Below are 26,178 nucleotides of genomic sequence, written 5' to 3' on the forward strand. Positions count from 1 at the left end.
TCCAGTCAGCGAGAACAGACGAAAAGTCCTGGTCAGCATCGGCCGACCAGGACTTTTCGGGCATTTAACCCCAGTTTTGGGGCAACTTTTGTCAAGCGCCGGCACGGCCGCGGACACGCGGCCCCACCTGCGGATTGGCGCAAGAGGACCGAAAACGGCCGCGGGGGCGTGTCAGCCGCCGACGGCCTCGCGGATCTCGTTCGCGTAACGTTCCGCCGCGCCGCGCAGCGCACCCGCGTCGGGGCCCTCCTTGAGGACGGCCCGGCTGACGTTCGGGACGACGTTGCCCACGGCCGCGCCGAAGACCTTCGGCAGGTCGGCCGGGGTCGCGCCCTGGGCACCGATGCCGGGGGCGAGCAGCGGACCGTTGATGCCGAGGTCGAAGGCCGACAGATCGCCGAGCGTCGCCCCCACGACCGCGCCGAAGGAGCCCATCGGGGTCTCCCCCGCGTTCTCCTCGGCCAGGTGCGCCAGCATCGTCGCGCCGATGGTCCGCCGCTCCGGGTCGTCGGCGCGCACGGCGCGCTGGACCTCGGCGCCCTCCGGGTTGGAGGTGAGAGCCAGCACGAACAGGCCGGCGCCGGAGGCCCGGGCCAGGTCGACGGCCGGCTTCAGGGAGCCGTAGCCCAGGTACGGGGAGACGGTCAGCGCGTCGGAGAACAGCGGCGCGCCGGGGCGCAGGAAGGCCTCCGCGTAGGCGGCCATCGTGGAGCCGATGTCGCCGCGCTTGGCGTCCATGACGACCAGGCCGCCGGCCGTCCGCAGATCGGCGGTGGCGCGCTCCAGGACGGCCACGCCGCGCGAGCCGAAGCGCTCGAAGAACGCGGCCTGCGGCTTGAAGACGGCGACCGTGCCGGCCAGCGCCTCCACGACCGTGTACGTGAAGCGCTCCAGGCCCGCGATGTCGTCGGCCAGGCCCCAGGAGTCCAGCAGGGCGGCGTGCGGGTCGATGCCGACGCACAGCGGGCCGCGCTCGTCCATGGCCCGGCGCAGCCGGGTGCCGAAGGGTTCCAGGGTCACTTCGCTCGTCACTTCGCGCGTCACTTCGCGGCCTTTCCGGTACGGGTGCGGGTGTCGGCGCCGACGGCCTCGGCGAGGGTGGCGTACGGGGAGGCGGCGAGCCGCTCGGCGAGGCCCCGGTGGATGGCGCGGGCGTAGAACGGCCCCTCGTAGATGAAGGCGCTGAAGCCCTGGATCAGGGTGGCGCCCGCGAGGATCCGCTCCCAGGCGTCCTCGGCGTTCTCGATGCCGCCGACGCCGACGAGGACGATCCGGTCCCCCACGCGCGCGTAGAGGCGGCGCAGCACCTCCAGGGAGCGCTGCTTGACGGGCGCTCCGGACAGTCCGCCGGTCTCCCGGACCACGGCCGGGTCGGACTTCAGGCCCAGACCGTCGCGGGCGATGGTGGTGTTGGTGGCGATGATGCCGTCCAGGCCCAGTTCCAGGGCGAGGTCGGCGACCGCGTCCACGTCCTCGTCGGCGAGGTCGGGGGCGATCTTCACCAGGAGCGGCACGTGGCGGCCGGGCACCGAGCGGTCGGCGGCCTCGCGCACGGCCGTGAGCAGCGGGCGCAGCGACTCGGTGGCCTGGAGGTTGCGCAGGCCGGGGGTGTTCGGCGAGGAGACGTTGACGACCAGGTAGTCGGCGTGCCGGGCGAGCCGCTCGGTGGACTTCACGTAGTCGGCGGCGGCGTCGGCCTCGGGGACGACCTTGGTCTTGCCGATGTTGACGCCGACGACCGTCTTGAAGACGGGGCTGCGGGCGGCCAGGCGGGCGGCGACGGCGGCCGAGCCCTCGTTGTTGAAGCCCATGCGGTTGATCAGGGCGCGGTCCGGGACCAGCCGGAACATCCGCTTCCTGGGGTTGCCGGGCTGGGCCTCGCCGGTGACCGTGCCGATCTCGACGTGGTCGAAGCCGAGCATGGCCATGCCGTCGATGCCGACGGCGTTCTTGTCGAAGCCGGCCGCCAGGCCGAAGGGGCCGTGCATGCGCAGGCCCAGGGCCTCGGTGCGCAGCGCCTTATGGCGGGGGGCGAGGACGGCCGCGACGAAGGTGCGCAGGACCGGGACGCGGGCGGCGAGCCGGATCCAGCGGAAGGCCATGTGGTGGGCCTGCTCGGGGTCCATCCGCTTGAAGACCAGGTGGAAGAAGAGTTTGTACATCGTCCGGGATATCCCTCGTGCGCTGGTACGGGGTGGGCGCTCATGGCGGGGCGGGAGCGGGGCGGGAGCGGGGGCCGCTCATGAAGAGGGGGACACCGCGGGTCGTGCCGGTGTCCCCCCTCCTCGTACAGGGCCCTCAGGACCTCTCCAAGGCCCTAGTCGCGGGCCGCCGTCAGGTGCCGGGCGTGCTCCTGGAGCGAGCTGACGCTCACGTCGCCGCGGCCGAGGGCGTCGATGCCCTGGACGGCCGCCGCGAGGGCCTGGACCGTGGTCAGGCACGGCACGGAGCGGGCCACCGCGGCCGTACGGATGTCGTAGCCGTCGAGGCGGCCGCCGGTGCCGTACGGGGTGTTGACGATCAGGTCGACCTGGCCGTCGTGGATGAGCTGGACGATGGTCTTCTCGCCGTCCGGGCCCTCGCCCTCGGACTGCTTGCGCACGACCGTGGCGTTGATGCCGTTGCGCTTGAGCACCTCGGCGGTACCGGAGGTGGCCAGCAGCTCGAAGCCGTGGGCGACCAGCTCGCGGGCCGGGAAGATCATCGAGCGCTTGTCGCGGTTGGCGACCGAGATGAACGCGCGGCCCTTGGTGGGCAGCGGGCCGTAGGCGCCGGCCTGCGACTTGGCGTAGGCCGTGCCGAAGACCGAGTCGATGCCCATGACCTCGCCGGTGGAGCGCATCTCCGGGCCGAGGACGGTGTCCACGCCGCGGCCGTGGATGTCGCGGAAGCGGCTCCACGGCATCACGGCCTCCTTGACGGAGATCGGCGCGTCGAGCGGCAGGGTGCCGCCGTCGCCGTTCTTCGGCAGCAGGCCCTCGGCGCGCAGCTCGGCGATGGTGGCGCCGAGCGAGATGCGCGCGGCGGCCTTCGCGAGCGGCACCGCGGTCGCCTTCGAGGTGAAGGGGACGGTGCGCGAGGCGCGCGGGTTGGCCTCCAGGACGTACAGGATGTCGCCGGCCATCGCGAACTGGATGTTGATCAGACCGCGCACGCCGACGCCCTTGGCGATGGCCTCGGTGGAGGCCCGCAGCCGCTTGATGTCGAAGCCGCCGAGGGTGATCGGGGGCAGCGCGCAGGCCGAGTCGCCGGAGTGGATGCCGGCTTCCTCGATGTGCTCCATGACGCCGCCGAGGTAGAGCTCCTCGCCGTCGTAGAGCGCGTCGACGTCGATCTCGATGGCGTCGTCGAGGAAGCGGTCCACCAGGACCGGGCGGGTCGGGGAGATCTCGGTGGACTCCTCGATGTACGACTCGAGGCGGGTCTCGTCGTAGACGATCTCCATGCCGCGGCCGCCGAGCACGTACGACGGGCGGACGAGCACCGGGTAGCCGATCTCGTCGGCGATGGCCTTGGCCTCGGCGAAGGTGGTGGCGGTGCCGTGCTTGGGGGCGGGCAGGCCCGCCTCGTCGAGCACCCGGCCGAAGGCGCCGCGGTCCTCGGCGGCGTGGATGGCCTCCGGGGAGGTGCCGACGACCGGCACGCCGTTGTCCTTGAGCGCCTGGGCGAGGCCGAGCGGGGTCTGGCCGCCGAGCTGGACGACGACACCGGCGATGGGGCCGGCCTGCGCCTCGGCGTGGACGATCTCCAGGACGTCCTCCAGGGTGAGCGGCTCGAAGTAGAGCCGGTCGGAGGTGTCGTAGTCGGTGGAGACGGTCTCCGGGTTGCAGTTGACCATCACGGTCTCGTAGCCCGCGTCGCTGAGCGCGAAGGAGGCGTGGACGCAGGAGTAGTCGAACTCGATGCCCTGGCCGATGCGGTTCGGGCCGGAGCCCAGGATGATCACCGCGGGCTTCTCGCGCTGCGCGACCTCGGTCTCCTCGTCGTACGAGGAGTAGAAGTACGGGGTCCTCGCGGCGAACTCGGCGGCGCAGGTGTCGACGGTCTTGTAGACCGGGCGGACGCCAAGGGCGTGCCGGACCTCGCGGACGACGTCCTCGCGCAGACCGCGGATCCCGGCGATCTGGGCGTCGGAGAAGCCGTGCCGCTTGGCCTCGGCGAGCAGCTCGGGGTCGAGCTTCTCGGCGGCGGCCAGCTCGTCGGCGATCTCCTTGATGAGGAAGAGCTGGTCGACGAACCACGGGTCGATCTTGGTGGCCTCGAAGACCTCCTCGGGCGTGGCGCCCGCGCGGATGGCCTCCATGACCGTGTTGATCCGGCCGTCGGTCGGGCGGACCGCCCGGGCGAGCAGCTCGGCCTTGTCACCGAGGTCACCGGGCTTGCCGGTGAAGTCGAACTGGCTGCCCTTCTTCTCCAGCGAGCGCAGGGCCTTCTGCAGGGCCTCGGTGAAGTTGCGGCCGATGGCCATGGCCTCGCCGACCGACTTCATGGTCGTCGTCAGCGTGGAGTCGGCGGACGGGAACTTCTCGAAGGCGAAGCGCGGGGCCTTGACGACGACGTAGTCGAGGGTCGGCTCGAAGGAGGCCGGGGTCTTCTCGGTGATGTCGTTCGGGATCTCGTCCAGCGTGTAGCCGACGGCGAGCCGGGCGGCGATCTTGGCGATCGGGAAGCCGGTGGCCTTGGAGGCGAGCGCGGAGGAGCGGGAGACGCGCGGGTTCATCTCGATGACGATGATGCGGCCGTCGTCCGGGTTCACCGCGAACTGGATGTTGCAGCCGCCGGTGTCGACGCCGACCTCGCGGATGATCGCGATGCCGATGTCGCGCAGGCGCTGGTACTCGCGGTCGGTGAGGGTCATCGCCGGGGCGACGGTGATCGAGTCACCGGTGTGCACGCCCATCGGGTCGAAGTTCTCGATGGAGCAGACGACCACGACGTTGTCGTTCTTGTCGCGCATCAGCTCCAGCTCGTACTCCTTCCAGCCGAGGATGGACTCCTCCAGGAGCACCTCGGTGGTCGGGGAGAGCGTGAGGCCCTGGCCGGCGATGCGGCGCAGCTCCTCCTCGTCGTGGGCGAAGCCGGAGCCGGCGCCGCCCATGGTGAAGGAGGGACGGACGACGACCGGGTAGCCGCCGAGCGTGTCGACGCCCGCGATGACCTCGTCCATGGTGTGGCAGATGACCGAGCGGGCGGACTCGCCGTAGCCGATCTTGGCCTTGACGGCCTCGACGACGCCCTTGAACAGGTCGCGGTCCTCGCCCTTGTGGATGGCCTCGACGTTGGCGCCGATCAGCTCGACGCCGTACTTCTCGAGGACGCCCTGCTCGTGCATGGAGATCGCGGTGTTGAGCGCGGTCTGGCCGCCGAGGGTGGGCAGGAGGGCGTCGGGGCGCTCCTTGGCGATGATCTTCTCGACGAACTCGGGGGTGATCGGCTCGACGTAGGTGGCGTCGGCGATCTCCGGGTCGGTCATGATCGTGGCCGGGTTGGAGTTGACCAGGATGACCCGCAGACCCTCGGACTTGAGGACGCGGCACGCCTGGGTGCCGGAGTAGTCGAACTCGGCGGCCTGTCCGATGACGATCGGGCCGGAGCCGATGACGAGGACGGACTGGATGTCGGTGCGCTTAGGCACGCTCGGCCTCCATGAGGGTCACGAAGCGGTCGAAGAGGTACGCGGCGTCGTGCGGGCCCGCGGCCGCCTCGGGGTGGTACTGGACGGAGAAGGCCGGCTGGTCGAGCAGCTGGAGGCCCTCCACGACGTTGTCGTTCAGGCACACGTGGGAGACCTCGGCGCGCCCGAAGGGGGTGTCGGAGACCTTGTCGAGGGGCGCGTCGACGGCGAAGCCGTGGTTGTGGGCGGTGACCTCGACCTTGCCGGTGGTGCGGTCCTGGACCGGCTGGTTGATGCCCCGGTGGCCGTACTTCAGCTTGTACGTGCCGAAGCCGAGGGCGCGGCCGAGGATCTGGTTGCCGAAGCAGATGCCGAAGAGCGGCGTCTTGCGGCGCAGGACCTCCTGCATGACGGCGACGGGGCCGTCGGCGGTCGCCGGGTCGCCCGGGCCGTTGGAGAAGAACACGCCGTCGGGGGCGACGGCGTAGACGTCCTCGGCGGTGGCGGTGGCGGGCAGCACGTGCACCTCGATGCCGCGCTCGGCCATCCGGTGCGGGGTCATGCCCTTGATGCCGAGGTCGACGGCGGCGACGGTGAACTTCTTCTCGCCGATCGCGGGGACGACGTACGGCTCCTTGGTGGCGACCTCGGCGGAGAGGTCGGCGCCGGCCATCTCGGGCGCCTGGCGCACCTCGGCGAGCAGGGTGCCCTCGTCGGGCAGCGCGCTGCCGGAGAAGATGCCGACGCGCATGGCGCCGCGCTCGCGCAGGTGGCGGGTGAGGGCGCGGGTGTCGATGCCCTGGATGCCGACGACCCCCTGGGTGCGCAGCTCCTCGTCGAGGGAGCGCTGGGCGCGCCAGTTGGAGGAGACGCGGGCGGGGTCGCGGACGACGTAGCCGGCCACCCAGATGCGGGCGGACTCGGGGTCCTCGTCGTTGACGCCGGTGTTGCCGACGTGCGGGGCGGTCATGACGACGACCTGCCGGTGGTACGACGGGTCGGTGAGGGTCTCCTGGTAGCCGGTCATGCCGGTGGAGAACACGGCCTCGCCGAAGGTCTCCCCCACGGCCCCGTAGGCGCGGCCGCGGAAGATGCGGCCGTCCTCCAGGACGAGTACGGCGGGAACCCTGGCGGTTCCCCGGGTGGAGGTCGTCATCGTGCGGTGCCTTCCGTCGTGCTTGCGTGCTGGTTCTGGTGGTGGGTGCTGCTCAGGGAGTTCACGGCCTCGACCCAGGCGGCGTGCTCGGCCGCGCGGTCGGCGCGGAAGCCGGAGTCGAGTTCCTTGCCGCCGTGCTCCCAGGTCACGATCAGCAGGCCGCCCTCGGTGAGGACCTTGCCGGCGATGCCCTTGTCGAGGCGGGCCTCGCGCAGGGCGGCGGCCGGGATGAGGAAGTCGTTCGCCCCGGGGCGTACGACGGCGATCCCGGCGTCCGTGAGGGTGAGCTCGGCGCGGCTGCGCAGGCCCAGGCCGTGGGCGACGATCCGGTCGAGCCACTGTCCGGCGGTGGTGGAGCCGTGGTAGCGGCCCCGCAGCGTGAGCCGCGCCTCACCGGGGTGGTCGGGGATCCCGGGCAGCGGCGGGAGGTCGGACTGGAGGCTGCCGCGCCACTTCCATCCCTGGCGCATCAGCCAGTAGACGAAGGTGATGAAGAGCAGCAGTCCGACGACCCAGCCGAGCCGTCCGGCCCAGTCGGTGACCTCGGCCGATTTCGGTTCGGCGGCCATGGTGGCGGCGGCCGCCTGGAGTACGTGTGGTGTCACGCCAGCTTCCCGTCGACGAGCGTTGCGCGGCCCCGCAGGAACGTGTGGGTGACGCGTCCCGGCAGCTCACGGCCCTCGTAGGGGGTGTTGCGGCTGCGCGAGGCGAAGTCGGCGGGGTCCACTTCACCACGGTATGCCGGATCGACCAGGGTCAGGTTCGCGGGCTCACCAGCCGAGACGGGTCGTCCGTGGCCGGCGGCCCGGCCGATGCGGGCGGGAGCGAAGGACATCCGGTCGGCGACGCCGGCCCAGTCGAGCAGTCCGGTCTCGACCATCGTCTGCTGGACCACGGACAGGGCGGTCTCCAGGCCGACCATGCCCATGGCGGCGGCGGCCCACTCGCAGTCCTTGTCCTCGTGCGGGTGCGGGGCGTGGTCGGTGGCGACGATGTCGATCGTGCCGTCGGCCAGGGCCTCGCGCAGCGCCGTGACGTCGCGCTCGGTGCGCAGCGGCGGGTTGACCTTGTAGACCGGGTCGTACGTGCGGACCAGCTCGTCCGTGAGGAGGAGGTGGTGCGGGGTGACCTCGGCGGTGACGTCGATGCCGCGGGACTTGGCCCAGCGGACGATCTCGACGGAGCCGGCGGTGGACAGGTGGCAGATGTGCACGCGGGAGCCGACGTGCTCGGCGAGCAGCACGTCGCGGGCGATGATCGACTCCTCGGCGACGGCCGGCCAGCCGCCGAGGCCGAGCTCGGCGGAGACGACGCCCTCGTTCATCTGGGCGCCCTCGGTGAGACGGGGCTCCTGGGCGTGCTGGGCGACGACACCACCGAACGCCTTCACGTACTCCAGGGCGCGGCGCATGATCACCGCGTCGTCGACGCACTTGCCGTCGTCCGAGAAGACGGTGACGCCGGCGGCGGAGTCGTGCATGGCGCCGAGCTCGGCGAGCTTCTTGCCCTCCAGGCCGACGGTGACGGCGCCGATGGGCTGGACGTCGCAGTAGCCGGCTTCCTTGCCGAGGCGGTAGACCTGCTCGACGACGCCGGCGCTGTCGGCCACCGGGTGGGTGTTGGCCATGGCGAAGACGGCCGTGAAGCCGCCGGAGGCGGCGGCGCGGGTGCCGGTGAGGACGGTCTCGGAGTCCTCGCGGCCGGGCTCGCGCAGATGGGTGTGCAGGTCGACCAGGCCGGGCAGCAGGATCTGCCCCTCGGCCTCCACCACCTGGGCGTCGTCGGCCGCCAGGCCCGTACCGATCTCGGCGATGATCTCGCCGTCGATCAGGACGTCCGCCACCTCGCCGCCGAGCACCTTCGCACCACGGATCAGGATCTTGCTCATGGGGTGTCTCAGCTCTCTTCGGTGGTACGGGGGGAGGCGGGGGCGGTGAACTCGGCGCCGCCGAGCAGCAGGTAGAGGACGGCCATCCGGGTGGAGACGCCGTTGGCGACCTGCTCGACGACCGTGCAGCGGTCGGAGTCGGCGACCTCGGCGGTGATCTCCATGCCGCGGACCATCGGGCCGGGGTGCATGACGATGGCGTGCTCGGGCATCTTCGCCATGCGCCGGCCGTCGAGCCCGTAGCGGCGCGAGTACTCGCGCTCGGTCGGGAAGAAGGCGGCGTTCATCCGCTCGCGCTGCACACGCAGCATCATCACCGCGTCGGACTTCGCCAGCACGCTGTCGAGATCGTACGAGACCTCGCAGGGCCAGCTCTCGACGCCGACGGGCACGAGGGTGGGCGGGGCCACCAGGGTGACCTCGGCGCCGAGGGTGTGCAGCAGGTCGACGTTGGAGCGGGCGACCCGGCTGTGCAGGACGTCGCCGACCAGGGTGATCCGCTTGCCGTCCAGGTCCCGGCCGAGGCCGGTGTCGCGGCCGACCAGGCGGCGGCGCATGGTGAAGGCGTCGAGCAGGGCCTGGGTGGGGTGCTGGTGGGTTCCGTCGCCGGCGTTGATGACGGGGGCGTCGATCCAGCCGGAGGTGGCCAGGCGGTACGGGGCGCCGGAGGCGCCGTGCCGGATGACGACGGCGTCGACGCCCATCGCCTCCAGGGTCTGGGCGGTGTCCTTGAGCGATTCGCCCTTGGAGACGCTGGAGCCCTTCGCGGCGAAGTTGATCACGTCCGCGGACAGCCGCTTCTCGGCGGCCTCGAAGGAGATCCGGGTGCGGGTCGAGTCCTCGAAGAACAGGTTGCAGACGGTGCGCCCGCGCAGGGTCGGGAGCTTCTTGATGGGCCGGTCGGCCACCCGGGCCATCTCCTCGGCGGTGTCGAGGATCAGGACGGCGTCGTCGCGGGTGAGGTCGGCGGCCGAGATGAGGTGACGCATCATCGGGGTGTGACTCCGTGGGGAGAGTGAGGGCATGCGGGTGCGCAGGGCTGTGCCCTGGACCCGGCGATGGCCGGCTTGGGGGTCAGGAGGCGGGGCGGCTGCCGAGCAGGACGGTGTCGCGACCGTCTTCCTCGGCGAGCTGGACCTTGACCGTCTCCCGCAGCGACGTGGGGAGGTTCTTGCCGACGTAGTCGGCGCGGATGGGCAGCTCGCGGTGGCCGCGGTCGACGAGGACGGCGAGCTGCACGGCGCGCGGGCGGCCGATGTCGCCGAGGGCGTCGAGGGCGGCGCGGATCGTGCGGCCGGAGAAGAGGACGTCGTCGACGAGGACGACGAGGCGGCCGTCGATGCCGTCACCGGGGATCTCGGTGCGGCCGAGGGCGCGGGCCGGCTTCAGCCGCAGGTCGTCCCGGTACATCGTGATGTCGAGGGAGCCGACCGGGATCGTGGTGCCGGTGATGGCGGCGAGCTTGTCGGCGAGCCGGCGGGCGAGATGGACGCCGCGGGTCGGGATGCCGAGGAGGATCACGTCGTCGGCACCCTTGGCGCGCTCGACGATCTCGTGGGCGATGCGGGTCAGGACCCGCGCGATGTCCGGGGCCTCGAGAACGGGCCGGGCGACATCGGCATGCTGCTGCTGTGTGTCCATGTGAAACGGACCTCCTTCTCCGCCTCACGGGACGGACCTTAAAGGACGTCGGATTTGCGCCATTCACTCTACCAGGGGCGGACGGCTCCCTTCCTCACCACCCGTCCGGCGCTCCGGGCGCCGTCCCCCGGAAGGGGCCGGTATGGACCATTCGGCTTGACGGAAGAGCGTCACGCTGCGTAACCTCACAGTGAGTTACCAGTCGAGCGGCACAGCCGCCCGTCGTCTCAGCGTCCGGGAGCGTTATGTCAAGCGAGTACGCAAAGCAGCTCGGGGCCAAACTGCGTGCGATCCGCACTCAGCAGGGCCTTTCCCTCCACGGCGTGGAGGAGAAGTCCCAGGGCCGCTGGAAGGCGGTCGTGGTCGGTTCCTACGAGCGCGGTGACCGCGCCGTGACCGTGCAGCGTCTGGCCGAGCTGGCCGACTTCTACGGGGTTCCGGTGCAGGAGCTGCTGCCGGGCACCACGCCGGGCGGAGCCGCCGAGCCGCCGCCGAAGCTGGTCCTGGACCTGGAGCGGCTGGCCCACGTCCCCGCGGAGAAGGCCGGCCCCCTCCAGCGCTACGCGGCGACCATCCAGTCGCAGCGCGGCGACTACAACGGCAAGGTGCTGTCGATCCGCCAGGACGACCTGCGCACCCTCGCCGTGATCTACGACCAGTCCCCCTCGGTGCTCACCGAGCAGCTGATCAGCTGGGGCGTCCTGGACGCGGAAGCGCGTCGCGCGGTCGCCCACGAGGAGAACTGACCCGCTGCGCCGACCTCTCGGGGTCACCCCGCAGAAACGTACCGCCGGGCCGCGGGAGTCACCACGACTCCCGCGGTCCGGCGTTTCGTTCGTCCGGACGTCCCGGATGTCCCGGATGCACCGGCCGGTGCGGTCCTCGCGTACGACGAAGGGGCCCGCAGCACCCTGGAGTGCTGCGGGCCCCTTTCGGCTGCCCTGACGGGCGGGACGGGCCTGACGTGAGCCTAGGCGTCCGCTTCCCGGCGCAGCCGCGGCTTCAGGTCCTTGAAGCGTCCGAGCAGACCGTTGACAAAGGCCGGGGAGTCGTCCGTGGAGAACTCCTTGGCGAGCTGCACGGCCTCGTCGATGGCCACCGCGTCCGGCGTGCCGTCCTCCCAGATCAGCTCGTACGCGGCGAGGCGCACGATGTTCCGGTCGGTGGCCGGCATCCGGTCGAGGTCCCAGTCCACCGCGTAGGTCGCGATGAGCTCGTCGATCCGCCCCACGTGCTGGGCGTAGCCCTCGACCAGCTGCATGGTGAAGTCGCTGACCGGCGGCTGGCGGTCGTCGGACCGGTGCAGCCGTACCTGGTCCGCGAGGACCTCATGGACCGAGGTGCCGCGCTGATCGGCCTCGAACACGATCTGGAAGGCGCGCTTACGGGCCTTGCTCCGGGCAGCCACGGTTAGCTGTTCACCCGGCCGAGGTAGTCGCTGGTGCGGGTGTCGACCTTGACCTTCTCGCCGGTGGTGACGAAGAGCGGGACCTGGATCTCGTGGCCGGTCTCCAGCGTGGCGGGCTTGGTGCCGCCGGTGGAGCGGTCACCCTGGACACCCGGGTCGGTGTGCTTGATCTCCAGCACGACGGCGGCGGGCAGCTCGACGTAGAGAACCGAGCCCTCGTGCTGCGCGACCGAGGCGGTGAAGCCCTCGATGAGGAAGTTGGCGGCGTCGCCGACGGCCTTGCGGTCGACGTGCAGCTGGTCGTACGTCTCCTCGTCCATGAAGACGAAGTAGTCGCCGTCCATGTAGGAGAACTGCATGTCGCGGCGGTCGATGGTGGCCGTGTCGACCTTCACGCCCGCGTTGAAGGTCTTGTCGACGACCTTGCCCGACATGACGTTCTTGAGCTTGGTGCGCACGAAGGCCGGGCCCTTGCCGGGCTTGACGTGCTGGAACTCGACGACGGACCAGAGCTGGCCGCCGTCGAGCTTGAGCACCATGCCGTTCTTGAGGTCGTTCGTGGAAGCCACGTTGCGGAATCTCCTGGACTGACGTGGACCGAAAGGCCGGCCCGCGCCCTACAGCGCGAGCAGCTCCTTGGTCGTGATGGTGAGTAGCTCGGGTCCGCCGTCCGCCTCCTGGCGCACGACGAGCGTGTCATCGATCCGGACTCCGCCCCGGCCCGGGAGGTGGACCCCCGGTTCGACGGTGACCGGCACACAAGCGTCCAGTTTACCCATGGCCGCGGGTGCGAGCTGCGGGTCCTCGTCGATTTCCAGGCCCACCCCGTGCCCGGTGAGCCTGGCGGTGGCGTCGCCGTGGCCCGCCGCGGCGAGCACCTGCCGGGCCGCGCGGTCCACGTCGCGGTACGCGGCGCCGGGTGCGAGGGCCTGCCGGCCGGCCCGCTGAGCGGCGAAGACGAGCTCGTACAGCTCGATCTGCCAGTCGGCCGGCGTGGTCCCGATGACGAAGGTACGGCCGATCTCACAGCGGTAGCCGTGATAGCTGGCGCCCAGGCAGACGGACAGGAAGTCGCCCTCCTCGACCCGTCGGTCGGTGGGCTTGTGCCCGGACACGCCGGAGTTCGGGCCGGTGGCCACGGAGGTGGGGAAGGCGGGTCCGTCCGCGCCGTGGTCCACCAGCCGGCGTTCCAGTTCCAGGGCGAGGTGCCGTTCGGTCCGGCCGACCAGGATCGACTCCAGGAGTTCGCCGAGGGCCTGGTCGGCGATCTCGGCGGCGATCCGCAGGGAGCCGATCTCCTCCTCGTCCTTGACGATCCGGAGCTGTTCGACGGCCGAGGACAGATCGGCGAGACGCAGTCCGGGCGCGGCCGACCCCATGGCCCGGTGCCGGGCCACGGTCAGATGGTGTTCCTCGACCGCGAGGGCGTCCGCCCCGGCCGTACGGGCGAGACCGACCGCGACGACGGCGGGATCCACGCCGCCGGTGGGTGGCTGCCGGTACAGGACCTCGTCGACGCGCCCCTCGGCCGGGTCGGGACCCGGCGCCGCCGGGCAGAGCAGGACGTCCTCGTCCGGGCCGATCAGCAGGACCGCGCCGACGGGCGAACCGCCCGCGAGATAGCGGACGTTGGCGGGACGGGAGACCAGGGCCGCCGGGCTGCCCGCGGCCACGCAGCGGTCGCGCAGCCGGGTCCGGCGTTCCGCATACACCTCTGACATGGTCCGAGCCTACGAGTGGCCGGACGCCCCGGCCTGTTGGGCGCCGCCGACCGGGCCTCCCGGGCCGGGCCGGATCGGGTCGGGCCGTCCAGGTCAGGCCGTCCAGGTCAGGCCGTCGGATGCTGCCCGGAGATCGCGCGGGCGAGCACGTCGTCGAGGACCCGGGCGGTGGTCTCCACGTCGTACGTCGAGTTGTCGATGATCGGGAGCCCGGAGCCGTACCAGCCGGCCATCCGGCCGTGGATCGCGGCGACCTCCTCGTCCGACAGCCGCCGGTTGCCGCTGCGCTCGGCGTTGCGCTCCAGGACGATGTCGAGGCCGGGCAGCAGGACGACGGGCAGCAGGCCGGGGCCGACATGGCGCTTCCAGCCGCCGAGGCCGACGACCGGCCAGTCCGGGAAGACGGCGTCGTCGAGGATGCAGGAGATCCCGTTCGCGAGGAAGTTGCGGGCGGCGAAGCCGCAGGTGCGGCGGGCGAGCCGGTACTGGGCCTCGGAGTGCTCGTTCCAGCCCGACTGAGGGTCGGCGAAGCCGGAGCAGACCCATTCGCGGACGTCGTCGAGGCTGATGTGGGCGGTCGGGACGCGCCGGCGGGACGCCCAGTGGCGGGCGACGGTGGTCTTCCCCGCGCCGGCCGGGCCGATGAGCAGGACGGCGATGGTGGCGCCGGCGGTGCCGGTCACCGGGGGCGGCAGGGTGACGTGTGCGGTGGCCGGGCCGCTCGCGGCCCAGCCCGCCGACGCGGGGGCCGGTGCCGCGGCGGCGGCCGGAGCCGCCGGGGCGGGGGGCATCGGCGGGGCGGGCGGCACGCCCTGCGGGACCCGGGCGGGGGCCGGACCCGTGGCCGGCATCGGCGCCGGGCCGGAACCGGGGTAGGGCAGGTGCCCGGGCGCGGGCGGTACGGGGGGCGCGGCGGGCGCCGGCGGCACGGGCGGGGGCCCGCCCTGGGCCGGTGCGCCGGGGGCGCCGGCCGGGCCGTGCTGCCAGCCCGGCGGGCCGCTCTGACCTGGCGGCTCATGCGGTGGCAACGGAGCCCTCATCGCGTGCTGCATCCGGTGCCCCACTCCGTCCCGTCGCGCCGAAACTTCCGCTGTTGCCGGAACGTTACCGCCCCCGGCTCCCTCTGGGGAAACGGCCGGGGGCGGTCCGACGTGCCCGGATGCGTGGACGGAGAGGTGCCCGCGCGGACCGGCCGGGCGGGCCGGTCAGTCGTCCAGTTCCTCGGCGAGGGCCCGCAGCGCGAGCCGGTAGGAGCCGATACCGAAGCCCGCGATGGTCCCGGTCGCCACCGCGGCGACGACCGAGGTGTGCCGGAACTCCTCACGGGTGTACGGGTTGGAGATGTGCACCTCGACGAGCGGCGCGGTGCGCTGGGCGGCCGCGTCGCGCATCCCGTACGAGTAGTGCGTGAAGGCACCCGGGTTGAGGACCACCGGGAACGCGCCGTCGGCCGCCTCGTGCAGCCAGCGGATCATCTCGCCCTCGTCGTTGGTCTCGCGCACCTCTACGTCGAAGCCCAGCTCTTCGCCGAGGCTCCGGCAGGAGGCGACGAGCCCCTCGTAGGAGGTGGCGCCGTAGATGTCGGGCTCGCGCGAGCCGAGCCGGCCGAGGTTCGGGCCGTTCAGCACGAGCACCCGGCGGGGCTCGGTCACGCGGACACCTCGCCGTAGGCCGCGATGAGGACGGCCGGGTCGGGGCCCTCCAGCACGGTCGGCTTGCCGAGGCCGCCGAGGACGATGAAGCGCAGCAGGTCGCCGCGCGACTTCTTGTCGACCTTCATGGTCTCCAGGAGCCGCGGCCACTGGTCGCCACGGTAGGTGAGCGGCAGGCCGACGGACTCGAGGACGGTGCGGTGCCGGTCGGCGGTCGCGTCGTCGAGGCGGCCGGCGAGCCGACCGAGTTCGGCGGCGAAGACCATGCCGACGGAGACGGCGGCACCGTGGCGCCACTTGTACCGCTCGTTCTTCTCGATGGCGTGCGCGAGGGTGTGGCCGTAGTTCAGGATCTCGCGCCGGCCGGCCTCCTTGAGGTCGCCGGAGACGACGTCGGCCTTGACCCGGATCGAGCGCTCGAGCAGCTCGGCGGTGTGCGGGCCGTCGGGGGTGCGGGCGGCCGCCGGGTCGGCCTCGATGAGGTCGAGGATGACCGGGTCGGCGATGAAGCCGGCCTTGATGATCTCGGCGAGGCCGCTGACGTAGTCGTTCACCGGCAGCGAGTCGAGCGCGGCGAGGTCGCACAGCACCCCGGCCGGCGGGTGGAAGGCGCCGACGAGGTTCTTGCCCTCGGCGGTGTTGATGCCGGTCTTGCCGCCGACGGCCGCGTCGACCATGCCGAGCACGGTGGTCGGCACGGCGATCCAGCGCACCCCGCGCAGCCAGGTCGCGGCGACGAAGCCGGCCAGGTCCGTGGTGGCGCCGCCGCCGACGCCGACGATGACGTCGCTGCGGGTGAAGCCGGTCTGGCCGAGCGCCTTCCAGCAGTAGGCGGCGACCTCGGCGGTCTTGGCCTCCTCGGCGTTGGGCACCTGGATGGCGACGGCGTCGAAGCCCTGGTCCGCGAGGTCGGCGCGCAGCGCCTCGCCGGTCTCGGCCAGCGCCTCGGGGTGGATCACGGCCACGCGCTTGGCCCCGGGGCCGATGAGGCTGCCGAGTTCGCCGAGCAGCTGCCGGCCGACCAGCACCTCGTACGGGTCGGTGCCCGCGGAGCCTGCGACCTGGATCCGGGTGATGTCCTGGTCCGTGTCCGTCATACGTCCTTCAACTCCAGTGCGTCGAGGACCGCCTGGGCGACCTCTTCGGGCGTGCGGTCGTCGGTGGCGACGACGGCGCTCGCGACTTCTTCGTACAGATGGCGGCGTGCGTCCATCAGCTCGCGCCACTGACGGCGCGGGTTGACGGCGAGCAGGGGCCGGGCGGCGCCGAGGCCGACGCGGCGGACCGCGGCCTCGACGTCCATCGAGAGATACACGACGGGCAGCGGCGCGAGCAGGGCGCGGGTGTCCGCGTCGAGCACGGCGCCGCCGCCGAGCGCGAGGACGCCCCGGTGCTCGGCGACGGCCGTGCGCACGGCGGCGCGCTCCAGGGCGCGGAAGTGGTCCTCGCCGTCCTCGACGAAGATGTCCGCGATCTCGCGCCCCTCGGTGGCGACGATGTCCGCGTCGGTGTCCCGGTAGACCGCGCCGAGCCGCTCGGCGAGCAGGGCGCCCACCGTGGACTTGCCGGAGCCCATGGGCCCGACGAGGACGACGAGCGGTCGGCCGCTCTCGGAGGCGGTCACCGGATGCGGAGGTTGTCGAGGTACGAGCGCACGTTGCGGCGGGTCTCGGGGACGCTGTCGCCGCCGAACTTCTCCACGACGGCGTCCGCGAGGACGAGTGCGACCATGGCCTCGGCGACGATGCCGGCGGCCGGGACGGCGCACACGTCGGAGCGCTGGTGGTGGGCCGCGGCGGCCTCGCCGGTGGCGACGTCGACGGTCGCGAGGGCCCGCGGCACGGTCGCGATCGGCTTCATCGCGGCACGGACGCGCAGCAGTTCGCCGGTGGAAAGTCCGCCCTCGGTGCCGCCGGCCCGGCCGGTGGACCGGGTGATGCCGTCGGCGCCCTGGACGATCTCGTCGTGCGCCTGGGAACCCGGCACCCGGGCGAGGTCGAAGCCGTCGCCGACCTCCACGCCCTTGATGGCCTGGATGCCCATGAGCGCGGCCGCGAGCCGGGCGTCGAGCCGCCGGTCCCAGTGCACATGCGAACCGAGACCGACGGGCACGCCGTACGCGAGGACCTCGACGACGCCACCGAGGGTGTCGCCGTCCTTGTGTGCCTGGTCGATCTCGGCGACCATCGCCTTCGACGTCTCGGCGTCGAGGCAGCGCACCGGGTCGGCGTCGAGCTTCTCGACGTCGGCGGGGGTCGGGTAGACACCGTACGGGGCCTTGGCGGCGGCCAGCTCGACCACGTGCGACACGATCTCGATACCGGCCGCCTCCTTCAGGAAGGAGCGGGCCACGGCACCGAGCGCGACCCGGGCCGCGGTCTCCCGGGCGCTGGCGCGCTCCAGGATCGGCCGGGCCTCGTCGAAGCCGTACTTCTGCATGCCGGCCAGATCGGCGTGACCGGGGCGCGGCCGGGTCAGCGGCGCGTTGCGCGCGGAACCCTCCAGCTCGGCCGGGTCGACCGGGTCGGCCGACATGACCTTCTCCCACTTGGGCCACTCGGTGTTGCCGACCATGACCGCGACCGGCGAGCCGAGCGAGAGGCCGTGCCGGACACCGCCGAGGAAGGTGACCTCGTCGCGCTCGAACTTCATCCGCGCGCCGCGTCCATAGCCGAGGCGCCGCCGGGCGAGATGGTCCGCCACCAGCTCCGTGGTGACCGGAACGCCGGCCGGAAGTCCCTCAAGGGTCGCGACCAGCGCGGGCCCGTGCGATTCTCCCGCCGTCAGCCAACGCAACCTGCTCAACGATGCTCCTCATGCTCGCGCCTGGGCACTGCGGCGCGACCCGGGTGCGCGGCCCCGGTCCGCCGGGGACGATCCTCCCATGTCCGGCCCACCGGTCGATCTCCGGTCCACGAGTCGGGACACTCGTCTCACGTGTCGGGTGAGGTCTTCTCCGTCCCCGGAGCCGTCTCCGGGCCCTCTCCCGCTTCCCCTCGCTCGCCCTGTTTCCGCAGCTCCCGCCGCTTCCGCACCGCGTTGCGGCACCAGGCCACGACGAGGTAGACGGCCGTGGCGCCGATCAGGACGAGCAGCGGATAACGGACCACGGCCGGCATCGAAACGAACACGGCCCGCCCCGCCGCCACCGACAGCCGCAGCAGATCCTCCGCCAGCGCCCACTTGGACGCGAGCAGCACATTTCCCCCCATGTCTCCCCCTTGTGTCGCCCGTCTCGTGGCCCCTCGGTCAGCGCTGGGCCAGCGCCGCCTCCCCCGCCGCCCGCATCGCCGCGAGCGGGCCGGGGGTCCGCCCGGTCATCTGCTCCACCTGGAGCACGGCCTGGTGGACCAGCAGGTCGAGCCCGCCCACCACTTTGCCGCCGCGCGCGGACCAGGCGGCGGCGAGCCGCGTGGGCCACGGGTCGTACAGGACATCGAAGAGTGTGCCGGGAGCGTCGGGGACGGATGCCGCGAGCGCGTCCGTGGTCCCGGCGGGCGTGGTCGCGACGACGAGCGGTGCGGCGAAGGCCTCGGCCGCGTCGTCCCAGGCGGCCGTACGGACGTCGACCCCGAGGCGCTCGCCCCAGCCGCGCATCTCCTCGGCGCGCGCCTCACTGCGTACGTACGCGGTGACGGGCCCCGAGCAGATCCGGGCGAGGGCGGCCAGCGCCGACGACGCGGTGGCGCCGGCGCCGAGGACCGCCGCCGCGTCCACCTTCTCGACGCCCCGCTCGCGCAGGGCTGCGACCATGCCGGGGATGTCGGTGTTGTCGCCGACCCGGCGGCCGTCCTCGGTGAGGACGACCGTGTTGACGGCCTCGACGGCGGCGGCGGTGTCCGTGATCTCGTCGAGCAGCGGGATGACCGCCCGCTTGAGCGGCATCGTGAGCGAGAGCCCCGCCCATGACGCGTCGAGCCCGCCCACGAAGCCGGGAAGCGCGGGCTCGTCGACCTCGAAGCGGTCGTACGACCAGTCGTCGAGGCCGAGCTCCCGGTACGCGGCCCGGTGCAGGACCGGGGAGAGCGAGTGGGCGATGGGCGAACCGAGGACGGCCGCCCGTCGCCCGTCAGTTGCCGGCATTGAACTTGTCCTTCAGCCTCAGGAACTCGTCGTGCGTCTTGGCGAACTCGGTCTTGTTCTTGCCGTCGGTCGCGACGAAGTACTTCCAGCCGTCGTGGGTCGGATCGAGCATCGCGGCGAGCGCCTTGTCGCCCGGGTTGCCGATCGGTCCCGGCGGCAGCCCCGTGTTCGTGTACGTGTTGTAGGGGTCCTTGTTGTTCTTGACCTCGTCCTCGGTGAGCTTGATCTCGCTCTGGCCCTTCAGATAGTTGTACGTCGAGTCGAACTGGATGAGGTAGACCGTCTCCTTGGGGTCGGCGAGACGGTTGTAGACGACCTCCGCCATCTTGCGGAAGTCGTCGTCCGTCTTACCCTCCGCCTGCACCATGCTCGCGATGGTCAGCAGCTCCCAGGGACCCTTGACGCCCAGCGCGCTCGCCTTCTTCTGAAGGTCGAGCTTCCCGTACTCCCCGTTCGCGTGCGCGACCATCCTGCGCAGCACGTCTTCCGGCTTGGTGCCCTTGGCGACCGGATAGCTCGACGGGTAGAGGAAGCCCTCCAGCGGGTCCTTGGTCCGGGGGCGGTTCTTGGCCCAGTCGGGCAGCCCGAGCTTGTTCGCGTCCTTGAAGGCGATGTCCTTGGTGGTCCCGGGTTCGAGGTCGAGGCGCTTGTCGATCTGGGCGTACACCCAGGAGTTGCGCTTGCCCTCGGGGATGATGAAGTTGGTCTGGCTCGCCGGGTTGAGCATGAGCGCGACCGCGCTCGCCGCCGACATCTCCTTCTTCATCGTGTAGACACCGGCCTGGATGGAGAGACCCTTGGGGTTCCTCTGCTGGGCCGAGACGAAGGCGTCGACGCTCTTGACGACACCGGCCTTCTTGAGGATGTTGCCGATCCGCGAGCCGCTCGCCTGGCCCGGGATCTCGACCTGGACGTCGCCGCTGCCCTCGCCCACGTAGTCGGGCGCGGCGGCGAAACGGCCTTGGTAGAACTTGTAGCCGAAGTAGCCGACGCCACCGACGGCGCCGAGGATGACGCCCGTGACGACCAGGCAGGCCACCCCGTTCTTGGCCTTGCGGCCCTTCTTGCCCTTGCCGCCGCGGCCGGAGCGGGAGCCGCGGCCCGGCTCCTCGTCGTCGTCTTCCTCGTCGTACTTGTCGTACGCGTCGTCGTGGTCGTCCCGGGCGCCCCGGCGGCCCCGGCCGGCGCGGTCTCCGCGACCGGCGCCCCGGCCACCGTGGTCGTCCCGGCCGTCGCCGTCGTCGTCACCGCCGCCGGTGAAGAAAGGATGCTCCTCCTGCGACTCCGGGTCCGCGTCCCATTCGTCGACCGGCTCCGGCGGAGCCTGGCGGTGGCCGGGGGGCTGCGGCGGCGGGTACGCCTCGGGGGTGCCGTAGAGGTCGGGCTGCTGCTGGCCGCCGTACGGATCGGCGGGCGGGGCGTTGTACGGCATCGCCGCCTGGCCCGTCTCCCAGTTGCCGTCGTACTGCGGCTGCGGCTGCGACTCCGGCGACTGCTGCTGCACGGGGTAGCCGTTGGCGTCGTAGCCGCCCTGGTTCCCGTACTGCTGCTGCCCGCCGTACGCCTGCTCCTGCGGATACTGCTGCGGGTACTGCTCCTGCGCGTACTGCTGCGGATACTGCTGCTGGTGCTGCTCCTGCGGATACTGCTGCTGATCCTGCTGCGCGTACTGCTGCTGATCCTGCTGCGCGTACTGCTGCTGTTCCTGCTGCGGGTACTGCTGATACGCGTCACCCGCGTACGGATCCGTTTGGCCGTACGTCGCCTGCTGCGGGTACTGCTGCTGTTGTTGGCCATCCCACCCCTGGTCCCCGTACAGGGGGTCCTGGGGGTGCCACGGTTCGGAGCCGGGGCTCCGGCCATACTCAGTCATTGATCCCCAAACAGCCGCGAGGCCTCCGGACGTTCAGCCTCTACGTGGTGCGGCGGCTGTTCGAACACCGCCGCAACGCGCGGAACGTTACCGTATCGCGATCAGATGACTGTTTCGACGCCCTCACCGGGCGGATTACCTGATACCCGTTCGGACTCAAGAGCGTTCTGAAGGATGATCACAGCGGCGGCCTGATCGATGACGGACCGCCCCTTCTTCGCCTTCACGCCGGAGGCCCGCAGCCCGTGCGTGGCCGACACCGTCGTCATCCGCTCGTCGACGAGCCGCACCGGGACCGGGGCGATGCCCTTGGCCATCTCCCGGGCGAAGGCGCGCACCTTGGTCGCGGCCGGGCCCTCCCGCCCGCTGAGCGAGCGGGGCAGGCCCACGACGACCTCGATCGGCTCGTACTCCTCGACGAGCTTCCGCAGCCGCCGGTGGGCGGCCGGGACGTCACGCCCCGGCACGGTCTCCACCGGCGTGGCGAGGACCCCGTCGGGGTCGCACGAGGCGACCCCGATCCGGGCGTCCCCGACGTCGACGGCGAGTCGGCGTCCTCGACGCATCGTCACGCGTTCTCCGTCACGAGGCGCTCGACAGCGGCCATGGCCTCGCTGACGGCCTGCGGGTTCTGCCCGCCGCCCTGGGCGACGTCCGGCTTGCCGCCGCCACCGCCACCGAGGGTCTTGGCGGCCGTGCGGACCAGCTCGCCGGCCTTGAAGCCGCGCTCGCGGGCGGCCTCGTTGGTGGCGATGACCGTCAGCGGCTTGCCGCCCACGGTCGTGAACAGGGCGACGACGGCCGGGCGGTCCGAGGGGATGCGGCCGCGGACGTCGAGGACCAGCTTGCGCAGGTCGTCGGCGCCGGTGCCGTCCGGCACCTGGCCGGTGACCAGGGCGACGCCGCGGATGTCCCGGGCGGAGTCGACCAGACCGGCGGCGGCCTGCAGGACCTTCTCCGCGCGGAACTTCTCGATCTCCTTCTCGGCGTCCTTCAGCTTGCCGAGCATCGAGGAGATCTTCTCCGGCAGCTCCTCCGGACGGCCCTTGACCAGCTCCTGGAGCTGGGCGACGACCGTGTGCTCGCGGGCCAGGAAGTTGTACGCGTCGACGCCGACGAGGGCCTCGATCCGGCGCACGCCGGAGCCGATCGACGACTCGCCGAGCAGCTTCACCAGACCCAGCTGGGCGGTGTTGTGGACGTGCGTACCGCCGCACAGCTCCTTGGAGAAGTCGCCGATGGTGACGACACGGACCTGCTCGCCGTACTTCTCGCCGAACTCGGCGATGGCGCCCTGACGCTTGGCCTCGTCGATCGGCATGACCTCGGCGTGCACGTCGAGCTCGCGCGCGAGCACCTCGTTGATCTTCTGCTCGACGTCCGTGAGGACGGCGCCGGGGACGGCGTTCGGCGAGCCGAAGTCGAAGCGGAAGCGGCCCGGGGAGTTCTCCGAACCGGCCTGGGCGGCGGTCGGGCCGAGGGCGTCGCGCAGCGCCTGGTGGGTCAGGTGGGTGGCGCTGTGGGCGCGGGCGATGGCCCGGCGGCGGCGCACGTCGATGGCGGCGTAGGCGGAGGCGCCCACGGTCACCTCGCCGACCTGCACCGAGCCCTTGTGGACGTAGACGCCGGGGACCGGCTGCTGGACGTCGCGGATCTCGATGACGGCACCGGAGTGCAGCTTGATCCGGCCCTGGTCGGCGAGCTGGCCGCCGCCCTCGGCGTAGAACGGGGTGCGGTCGAGGACGACCTCGACCTCGTCGCCCTCGGAGGCGGCCGGGGACGGGGCGCCGTTGGCGATCAGGCCGACGACCGTGGTCTCGCCCTCGGTGTTGGTGTAGCCGGTGAACCGGGTGGCACCGGAGGCGTCGGCGATCTCCCGGTACGAGCTGAGGTCGGCGTGGCCGGTCTTCTTGGCCAGGGCGTCGGCCTTGGCGCGCTCCCGCTGCTCCTTCATCAGGCGGCGGAAGCCGTCCTCGTCCACGGAGAGGCCCTGCTCGGCGGCCATCTCCAGGGTGAGGTCGATCGGGAAGCCCCAGGTGTCGTGGAGCAGGAAGGCCTTCTCGCCGGCCAGGACCGTGCCGCCGGCGGCCTTGGTCTCGGTGACGGCGGTGTCGAGAATGTTCGTGCCGCCCTTGAGGGCCTTCAGGAACGCGGCCTCCTCGGCGAGGGCGACCGTCTCGATGCGCTTGCGGTCGGTCTCCAGCTCCGGGTACTGCTCGCCCATCGTCGTGATGACGGTGTCGACGAGCTCGCGGACGACCGGGCCGGTGGCGCCGAGCAGCCGCATGTTGCGGACGGCGCGGCGCATGATGCGGCGCAGCACGTAGCCGCGGCCCTCGTTGCCGGGGGTGACGCCGTCGCCGATGAGCATGACCGACGTACGCATGTGGTCGGCGACCACGCGCAGCGACACGTCGCTGTCGTGGGACTTGCCGTAGGCGACACCGGTCAGCTCGGTGGCCTTGTCGATGACGACCTTGAGGGTGTCCGTCTCGTACATGTTCTGGACGCCCTGGAGGATCATCGCCAGGCGCTCCAGGCCGAGGCCCGTGTCGATGTTCTTCGACGGCAGGTCGCCGAGGATCTCGAAGTCGTCCTTGCCGGTGCCCTCGCCTCGCTCGTACTGCATGAAGACGAGGTTCCAGATCTCGACGTACCGCTCGTCGTTGATGGCGGGGCCGCCCTCGACGCCGAACTCGGGGCCGCGGTCGTAGTTGATCTCGGAGCAGGGGCCGCAGGGGCCGGGGACGCCCATCGACCAGAAGTTGTCCTTCTTGCCGAGGCGCTGGATGCGCTCGGCGGGGACGCCCACGACGTCGCGCCAGATGGTCTCGGCCTCGTCGTCGTCGAGGTAGACGGTGATCCAGAGCTTCTCCGGGTCGAGCCCGTAGCCGCCGTGCTCGACCGAGGAGGTCAGGAGCTCCCAGGCGAGCTTGATGGCGCCTTCCTTGAAGTAGTCGCCGAAGGAGAAGTTGCCGCACATCTGGAAGAACGTGCCGTGGCGGGTGGTCTTGCCGACCTCTTCGATGTCGGGCGTGCGCACGCACTTCTGCACGCTGGAGGCGCGCGAGAACGGCGGCTTGACCTCACCCAGGAAGTAGGGCTTGAAGGGCACCATGCCGGCCGGGACAAGCAGCAGAGTCGGGTCGTCCGCGATGAGCGACGCCGAAGGGACGACGGTGTGCCCGCGCTCCTCGAAGAAGCTCAGCCAGCGGCGGCGGATTTCAGCCGACTCCATCAGTGGTCCTCATTCCGGTTGTACGAGATCGAATACGGGGTGGTGCGGGAGGTGGCGGTACGCGGGCCGAGCGCCGTCGGGCGGTGCGCGGCCGGCAGCTCGCGGCCGGGCTCCGGCGGCGGCGCGTCCAGGCCGAGCGCCTCGCCGAGTTCGGCCTCCCGCTGCTGCATGTTCGCCCGCACGTCGAGGGCGAAGTCCTTCAGTCGGTGACCTGCCTCGACGGCCTTGTCGGCCGCCTGCGCGGCCAGGCTCTCCGGGGCCAGCTGCTTGAGCTTCCGGTTGACCTTGGCGGTGGCCCACACGCCGGCGGCTGCGCCCGCGGTGAACCAGAACGTACGGCGGAACATCGGGTTCAGCCCTTCTGCTTCCGGCGCCGCGCGATCGGCACGGTCCGGCCGACGAGGACGGTGCGCCGCTCGGGCGCGGGCGCGGGCTCGGACCCCTTGCGGCCCAGGGCCCGGCGCACTCCGTAACCGAAGGCGGCGACCTTGACGAGCGGGCCGCCGAAGGTGGAGGCGACGGTGGAGGACAGCGCGGAGGCGTTGGACGTGACTTCCTGGACGTCCGTGGCGATGGCGTCGACCCGGTCGAGCTGGGTCTGCGCCGAGCGCACGGCCGTGGAGGCGTCCGCGAGCAGCGGGACTGCCTGGTCGGTCACATCCGCCACGAGCTTGGTGGTCGCCTTGAGCGTCTGCGCCAGCCTCACCAGCACCACGGCGAGGAAGGAGACGAGGATCGCCCAGAACACGGCCACCAGGATCCCGGCAACCTCACCACCGGTCACTGTGCACCGCTCTCTGCTGTCGTCGGGCTCGGAGACGAGGTCCGGCCCGGGTGGATAAGCGTCCTCCGAGCCTATCGCGCCGGAGGTCCCCGTCCGTACCGGATTCCGGCCCGGACCAGGGGTGTCCGGGCACCCGGTGCCGCGGCCGGGGCGGGGGCGGCCGCAGACGCGGAAGCCCGCCGCTCCCCCGCCACGGCGGGCGGGGAAGCGGCGGGCTCACACCGCGGAGGTGAGTACGGCGGCCGGCTGGATCAGCGGGCGTAGTACTCGACGACCAGCTGCTCGTCGCAGATGACCGGGATCTCCTTGCGGTTCGGGTCGCGGTCCAGGCGGAAGGCCAGGGCCTTCAGGTTGACCTGGAGGTAGCGCGGGGTCTCGCCGTCGGGGGCGAAGCCACCCTCACGGGAGACCTGGAAGAGGGTCTTGTTGCGCGACTTCTCGCGGACCATCACGACGTCGTCGGGACGGACGCGGAAGGACGGCTTGTCGACCTTCTGGCCGTTGACCTGGATGTGGCCGTGGACGACCATCTGGCGGGCCTGGTAGATGGTGCGGGCGATGCCCGAACGCAGGACCAGGGCGTCGAGACGACGCTCGAGCTCGACGACCAGCGCCTCGCCCGTCTTGCCCTCGGCCTTCTTCGCGCGGTCGTAGGCGCGGGCCATCTGGCGCTCGCTGATGTCGTACTGGGCGCGCAGACGCTGCTTCTCGAGCAGACGGACCTTGTAGTCCGAGTTCTGCTTGCGGCCACGACCGTGCTCACCCGGCGGGTACGGGCGGGCCTCGAAGTACTTGACGGCCTTCGGGGTCAGCGCGATGCCGAGGGCACGCGACTTCTTGACCTTGGGACGGGACTGGTTCGGCATGAACCAACCTCTCTATCTCTTTCGAATACGGCTTCACCAGGGTTAGGGAGGTCGCAATCCGCAGCCGGGAAGACCCGTCGGGTCCACGAGAGACCTGCCGGGCAGCCGCTCCCTGGTCTGGGCACATACGTGCAGCACGCGAACGGCCCACCGCCGCTCCGGGGAATCCCGGTGGTGATGGGTTGCCCGCGACACCTTCGAAGGTGCGCGACGCTCCTGGAGAACCGGCCCGAAGGACCGGGACTCCGGCTGCC

Annotated in this window: 25 protein-coding genes; 1 reads left to right on the plus strand and 24 read right to left on the minus strand. The window is 71.7% G+C overall.

What is annotated here, in order from left to right; genetic code table 11:
- Positions 1 to 171 precede the first annotated feature (171 nt).
- The 8 genes from pyrF to pyrR all read right to left on the minus strand — a co-directional run bounded on the left by pyrF (position 172) and on the right by pyrR (position 10,299).
- Positions 172 to 1,020 carry an orotidine-5'-phosphate decarboxylase gene (gene pyrF, locus ABZ693_RS10175; RefSeq protein ID WP_359875376.1) on the minus strand — a complete coding sequence of 283 codons (849 nt, stop codon included), beginning with the start codon at positions 1,018 to 1,020 and terminating at the stop codon, positions 172 to 174.
- A gap of 20 nt (positions 1,021 to 1,040) precedes the next feature.
- Positions 1,041 to 2,162, minus strand: a complete 1,122-nt coding sequence (locus ABZ693_RS10180; protein WP_359875332.1) for a quinone-dependent dihydroorotate dehydrogenase — start codon at positions 2,160 to 2,162, stop codon at positions 1,041 to 1,043.
- 155 nt (positions 2,163 to 2,317) lie between these two features.
- Positions 2,318 to 5,635 carry a carbamoyl-phosphate synthase large subunit gene (gene carB, locus ABZ693_RS10185; protein WP_359875333.1) on the minus strand — a complete coding sequence of 1,106 codons (3,318 nt, stop codon included), beginning with the start codon at positions 5,633 to 5,635 and terminating at the stop codon, positions 2,318 to 2,320.
- On the minus strand, positions 5,628 to 6,770 hold the full coding sequence (gene carA, locus ABZ693_RS10190; RefSeq protein ID WP_359875334.1) for a glutamine-hydrolyzing carbamoyl-phosphate synthase small subunit: 1,143 nt from the start codon (positions 6,768 to 6,770) through the stop codon (positions 5,628 to 5,630). The genes carB and carA overlap by 8 nt, the downstream gene beginning before the upstream one ends.
- Positions 6,767 to 7,339, minus strand: coding sequence for a PH-like domain-containing protein (locus tag ABZ693_RS10195; RefSeq protein ID WP_381710555.1), 573 nt, complete (start codon positions 7,337 to 7,339; stop codon positions 6,767 to 6,769). Before ABZ693_RS10195 ends, carA begins: the two co-directional genes overlap by 4 nt.
- Before the next feature lie 32 nt (positions 7,340 to 7,371).
- Positions 7,372 to 8,658, minus strand: coding sequence for a dihydroorotase (locus ABZ693_RS10200; protein WP_359875336.1), 1,287 nt, complete (start codon positions 8,656 to 8,658; stop codon positions 7,372 to 7,374).
- Between the two features lie 8 nt (positions 8,659 to 8,666).
- Positions 8,667 to 9,650, minus strand: a complete 984-nt coding sequence (locus ABZ693_RS10205; protein WP_359875337.1) for an aspartate carbamoyltransferase catalytic subunit — start codon at positions 9,648 to 9,650, stop codon at positions 8,667 to 8,669.
- An 82-nt stretch (positions 9,651 to 9,732) separates the two neighbouring features.
- The gene (pyrR, locus tag ABZ693_RS10210) at positions 9,733 to 10,299 is read right to left on the minus strand and encodes a bifunctional pyr operon transcriptional regulator/uracil phosphoribosyltransferase PyrR (RefSeq protein ID WP_359875338.1); all 567 of its coding nucleotides are present in this window, start codon (positions 10,297 to 10,299) and stop codon (positions 9,733 to 9,735) included.
- Between the two features lie 245 nt (positions 10,300 to 10,544).
- Between pyrR and bldD the strand changes: the two genes are divergently transcribed.
- Positions 10,545 to 11,045 (plus strand): transcriptional regulator BldD, encoded by a 501-nt coding sequence (bldD, locus tag ABZ693_RS10215; protein ID WP_359875339.1) that lies wholly within the window; start codon positions 10,545 to 10,547, stop codon positions 11,043 to 11,045.
- Positions 11,046 to 11,269: 224 nt separating this feature from the next.
- Here the strand turns inward: bldD and nusB are convergent, their stop codons facing one another.
- The 16 genes from nusB to rpsD form a co-directional block, all read right to left on the minus strand.
- Entirely contained in the window at positions 11,270 to 11,707 is a 438-nt protein-coding gene (gene nusB, locus ABZ693_RS10220) for a transcription antitermination factor NusB (protein ID WP_359875340.1), read from the minus strand.
- Between the two features lie 2 nt (positions 11,708 to 11,709).
- Positions 11,710 to 12,276 (minus strand): elongation factor P, encoded by a 567-nt coding sequence (gene efp, locus ABZ693_RS10225; protein WP_359875341.1) that lies wholly within the window; start codon positions 12,274 to 12,276, stop codon positions 11,710 to 11,712.
- Between the two features lie 48 nt (positions 12,277 to 12,324).
- Positions 12,325 to 13,428, minus strand: a complete 1,104-nt coding sequence (locus ABZ693_RS10230; protein WP_359875342.1) for an aminopeptidase P family protein — start codon at positions 13,426 to 13,428, stop codon at positions 12,325 to 12,327.
- A gap of 107 nt (positions 13,429 to 13,535) precedes the next feature.
- Positions 13,536 to 14,480, minus strand: coding sequence for an AAA family ATPase (locus ABZ693_RS10235; protein ID WP_359875343.1), 945 nt, complete (start codon positions 14,478 to 14,480; stop codon positions 13,536 to 13,538).
- A 153-nt stretch (positions 14,481 to 14,633) separates the two neighbouring features.
- Positions 14,634 to 15,080 carry a type II 3-dehydroquinate dehydratase gene (aroQ, locus tag ABZ693_RS10240; RefSeq protein WP_359875344.1) on the minus strand — a complete coding sequence of 149 codons (447 nt, stop codon included), beginning with the start codon at positions 15,078 to 15,080 and terminating at the stop codon, positions 14,634 to 14,636.
- Positions 15,077 to 16,177 carry a 3-dehydroquinate synthase gene (gene aroB, locus ABZ693_RS10245; RefSeq protein WP_359875345.1) on the minus strand — a complete coding sequence of 367 codons (1,101 nt, stop codon included), beginning with the start codon at positions 16,175 to 16,177 and terminating at the stop codon, positions 15,077 to 15,079. Before aroB ends, aroQ begins: the two co-directional genes overlap by 4 nt.
- Complete coding sequence (locus ABZ693_RS10250; protein WP_359875377.1) at positions 16,174 to 16,656, minus strand: shikimate kinase; 483 nt, start codon at positions 16,654 to 16,656, stop codon at positions 16,174 to 16,176. The genes aroB and ABZ693_RS10250 overlap by 4 nt, the downstream gene beginning before the upstream one ends.
- A gap of 44 nt (positions 16,657 to 16,700) precedes the next feature.
- On the minus strand, positions 16,701 to 17,885 hold the full coding sequence (gene aroC, locus ABZ693_RS10255) for a chorismate synthase (RefSeq protein WP_359875346.1): 1,185 nt from the start codon (positions 17,883 to 17,885) through the stop codon (positions 16,701 to 16,703).
- A 128-nt stretch (positions 17,886 to 18,013) separates the two neighbouring features.
- Positions 18,014 to 18,292 carry a hypothetical protein gene (locus tag ABZ693_RS10260; protein WP_359875347.1) on the minus strand — a complete coding sequence of 93 codons (279 nt, stop codon included), beginning with the start codon at positions 18,290 to 18,292 and terminating at the stop codon, positions 18,014 to 18,016.
- Between the two features lie 37 nt (positions 18,293 to 18,329).
- Positions 18,330 to 19,163 carry a shikimate dehydrogenase gene (locus ABZ693_RS10265; RefSeq protein ID WP_359875348.1) on the minus strand — a complete coding sequence of 278 codons (834 nt, stop codon included), beginning with the start codon at positions 19,161 to 19,163 and terminating at the stop codon, positions 18,330 to 18,332.
- Positions 19,150 to 21,036 carry an endolytic transglycosylase MltG gene (mltG, locus tag ABZ693_RS10270; RefSeq protein ID WP_359875349.1) on the minus strand — a complete coding sequence of 629 codons (1,887 nt, stop codon included), beginning with the start codon at positions 21,034 to 21,036 and terminating at the stop codon, positions 19,150 to 19,152. The genes ABZ693_RS10265 and mltG overlap by 14 nt, the downstream gene beginning before the upstream one ends.
- A 101-nt stretch (positions 21,037 to 21,137) precedes the next feature.
- Positions 21,138 to 21,602 carry a Holliday junction resolvase RuvX gene (ruvX, locus tag ABZ693_RS10275; protein WP_359875379.1) on the minus strand — a complete coding sequence of 155 codons (465 nt, stop codon included), beginning with the start codon at positions 21,600 to 21,602 and terminating at the stop codon, positions 21,138 to 21,140.
- A 2-nt stretch (positions 21,603 to 21,604) separates the two neighbouring features.
- On the minus strand, positions 21,605 to 24,274 hold the full coding sequence (alaS, locus tag ABZ693_RS10280; RefSeq protein ID WP_359875350.1) for an alanine--tRNA ligase: 2,670 nt from the start codon (positions 24,272 to 24,274) through the stop codon (positions 21,605 to 21,607).
- Complete coding sequence (locus ABZ693_RS10285) at positions 24,274 to 24,621, minus strand: hypothetical protein (protein ID WP_359875351.1); 348 nt, start codon at positions 24,619 to 24,621, stop codon at positions 24,274 to 24,276. The genes alaS and ABZ693_RS10285 overlap by 1 nt, the downstream gene beginning before the upstream one ends.
- Positions 24,622 to 24,626: 5 nt before the next feature.
- Entirely contained in the window at positions 24,627 to 25,058 is a 432-nt protein-coding gene (locus tag ABZ693_RS10290; RefSeq protein WP_359875352.1) for a DUF948 domain-containing protein, read from the minus strand.
- A 251-nt stretch (positions 25,059 to 25,309) separates the two neighbouring features.
- Positions 25,310 to 25,924, minus strand: coding sequence for a 30S ribosomal protein S4 (rpsD, locus tag ABZ693_RS10295; protein ID WP_359875353.1), 615 nt, complete (start codon positions 25,922 to 25,924; stop codon positions 25,310 to 25,312).
- Between the last annotated feature and the right edge of the window lie 254 nt (positions 25,925 to 26,178).

Source organism: Streptomyces laurentii (assembly GCF_040635425.1).
GTDB classification, from domain to species: Bacteria; Actinomycetota; Actinomycetes; order Streptomycetales; family Streptomycetaceae; genus Streptomyces; species Streptomyces laurentii.

Excerpts from the sequence above, each read along its gene's own strand:
- ABZ693_RS10180 (WP_359875332.1), bottom strand. The coding sequence starts at position 2,162 with ATGTACAAACTCTTCTTCCACCTGGTCTTCAAGCGGATGGACCCCGAG.
- ABZ693_RS10235 (WP_359875343.1), bottom strand. The coding sequence starts at position 14,480 with ATGCAGCACGCGATGAGGGCTCCGTTGCCACCGCATGAGCCGCCAGGT.
- ABZ693_RS10195 (WP_381710555.1), bottom strand. The coding sequence starts at position 7,339 with ATGGCCGCCGAACCGAAATCGGCCGAGGTCACCGACTGGGCCGGACGG.
- ABZ693_RS10230 (WP_359875342.1), bottom strand. The coding sequence starts at position 13,428 with ATGTCAGAGGTGTATGCGGAACGCCGGACCCGGCTGCGCGACCGCTGC.
- ABZ693_RS10200 (WP_359875336.1), bottom strand. The coding sequence starts at position 8,658 with ATGAGCAAGATCCTGATCCGTGGTGCGAAGGTGCTCGGCGGCGAGGTG.
- pyrR (WP_359875338.1), bottom strand. The coding sequence starts at position 10,299 with ATGGACACACAGCAGCAGCATGCCGATGTCGCCCGGCCCGTTCTCGAG.
- rpsD (WP_359875353.1), bottom strand. The coding sequence starts at position 25,924 with ATGCCGAACCAGTCCCGTCCCAAGGTCAAGAAGTCGCGTGCCCTCGGC.
- aroB (WP_359875345.1), bottom strand. The coding sequence starts at position 16,177 with ATGACGGACACGGACCAGGACATCACCCGGATCCAGGTCGCAGGCTCC.
- mltG (WP_359875349.1), bottom strand. The coding sequence starts at position 21,036 with ATGACTGAGTATGGCCGGAGCCCCGGCTCCGAACCGTGGCACCCCCAG.
- ABZ693_RS10285 (WP_359875351.1), bottom strand. The coding sequence starts at position 24,621 with ATGTTCCGCCGTACGTTCTGGTTCACCGCGGGCGCAGCCGCCGGCGTG.
- carA (WP_359875334.1), bottom strand. The coding sequence starts at position 6,770 with ATGACGACCTCCACCCGGGGAACCGCCAGGGTTCCCGCCGTACTCGTC.
- alaS (WP_359875350.1), bottom strand. The coding sequence starts at position 24,274 with ATGGAGTCGGCTGAAATCCGCCGCCGCTGGCTGAGCTTCTTCGAGGAG.
- ABZ693_RS10260 (WP_359875347.1), bottom strand. The coding sequence starts at position 18,292 with ATGGGGGGAAATGTGCTGCTCGCGTCCAAGTGGGCGCTGGCGGAGGAT.
- bldD (WP_359875339.1), top strand. The coding sequence starts at position 10,545 with ATGTCAAGCGAGTACGCAAAGCAGCTCGGGGCCAAACTGCGTGCGATC.
- ABZ693_RS10265 (WP_359875348.1), bottom strand. The coding sequence starts at position 19,163 with ATGCCGGCAACTGACGGGCGACGGGCGGCCGTCCTCGGTTCGCCCATC.
- ABZ693_RS10205 (WP_359875337.1), bottom strand. The coding sequence starts at position 9,650 with ATGATGCGTCACCTCATCTCGGCCGCCGACCTCACCCGCGACGACGCC.
- ABZ693_RS10250 (WP_359875377.1), bottom strand. The coding sequence starts at position 16,656 with ATGGGCTCCGGCAAGTCCACGGTGGGCGCCCTGCTCGCCGAGCGGCTC.
- ruvX (WP_359875379.1), bottom strand. The coding sequence starts at position 21,602 with ATGCGTCGAGGACGCCGACTCGCCGTCGACGTCGGGGACGCCCGGATC.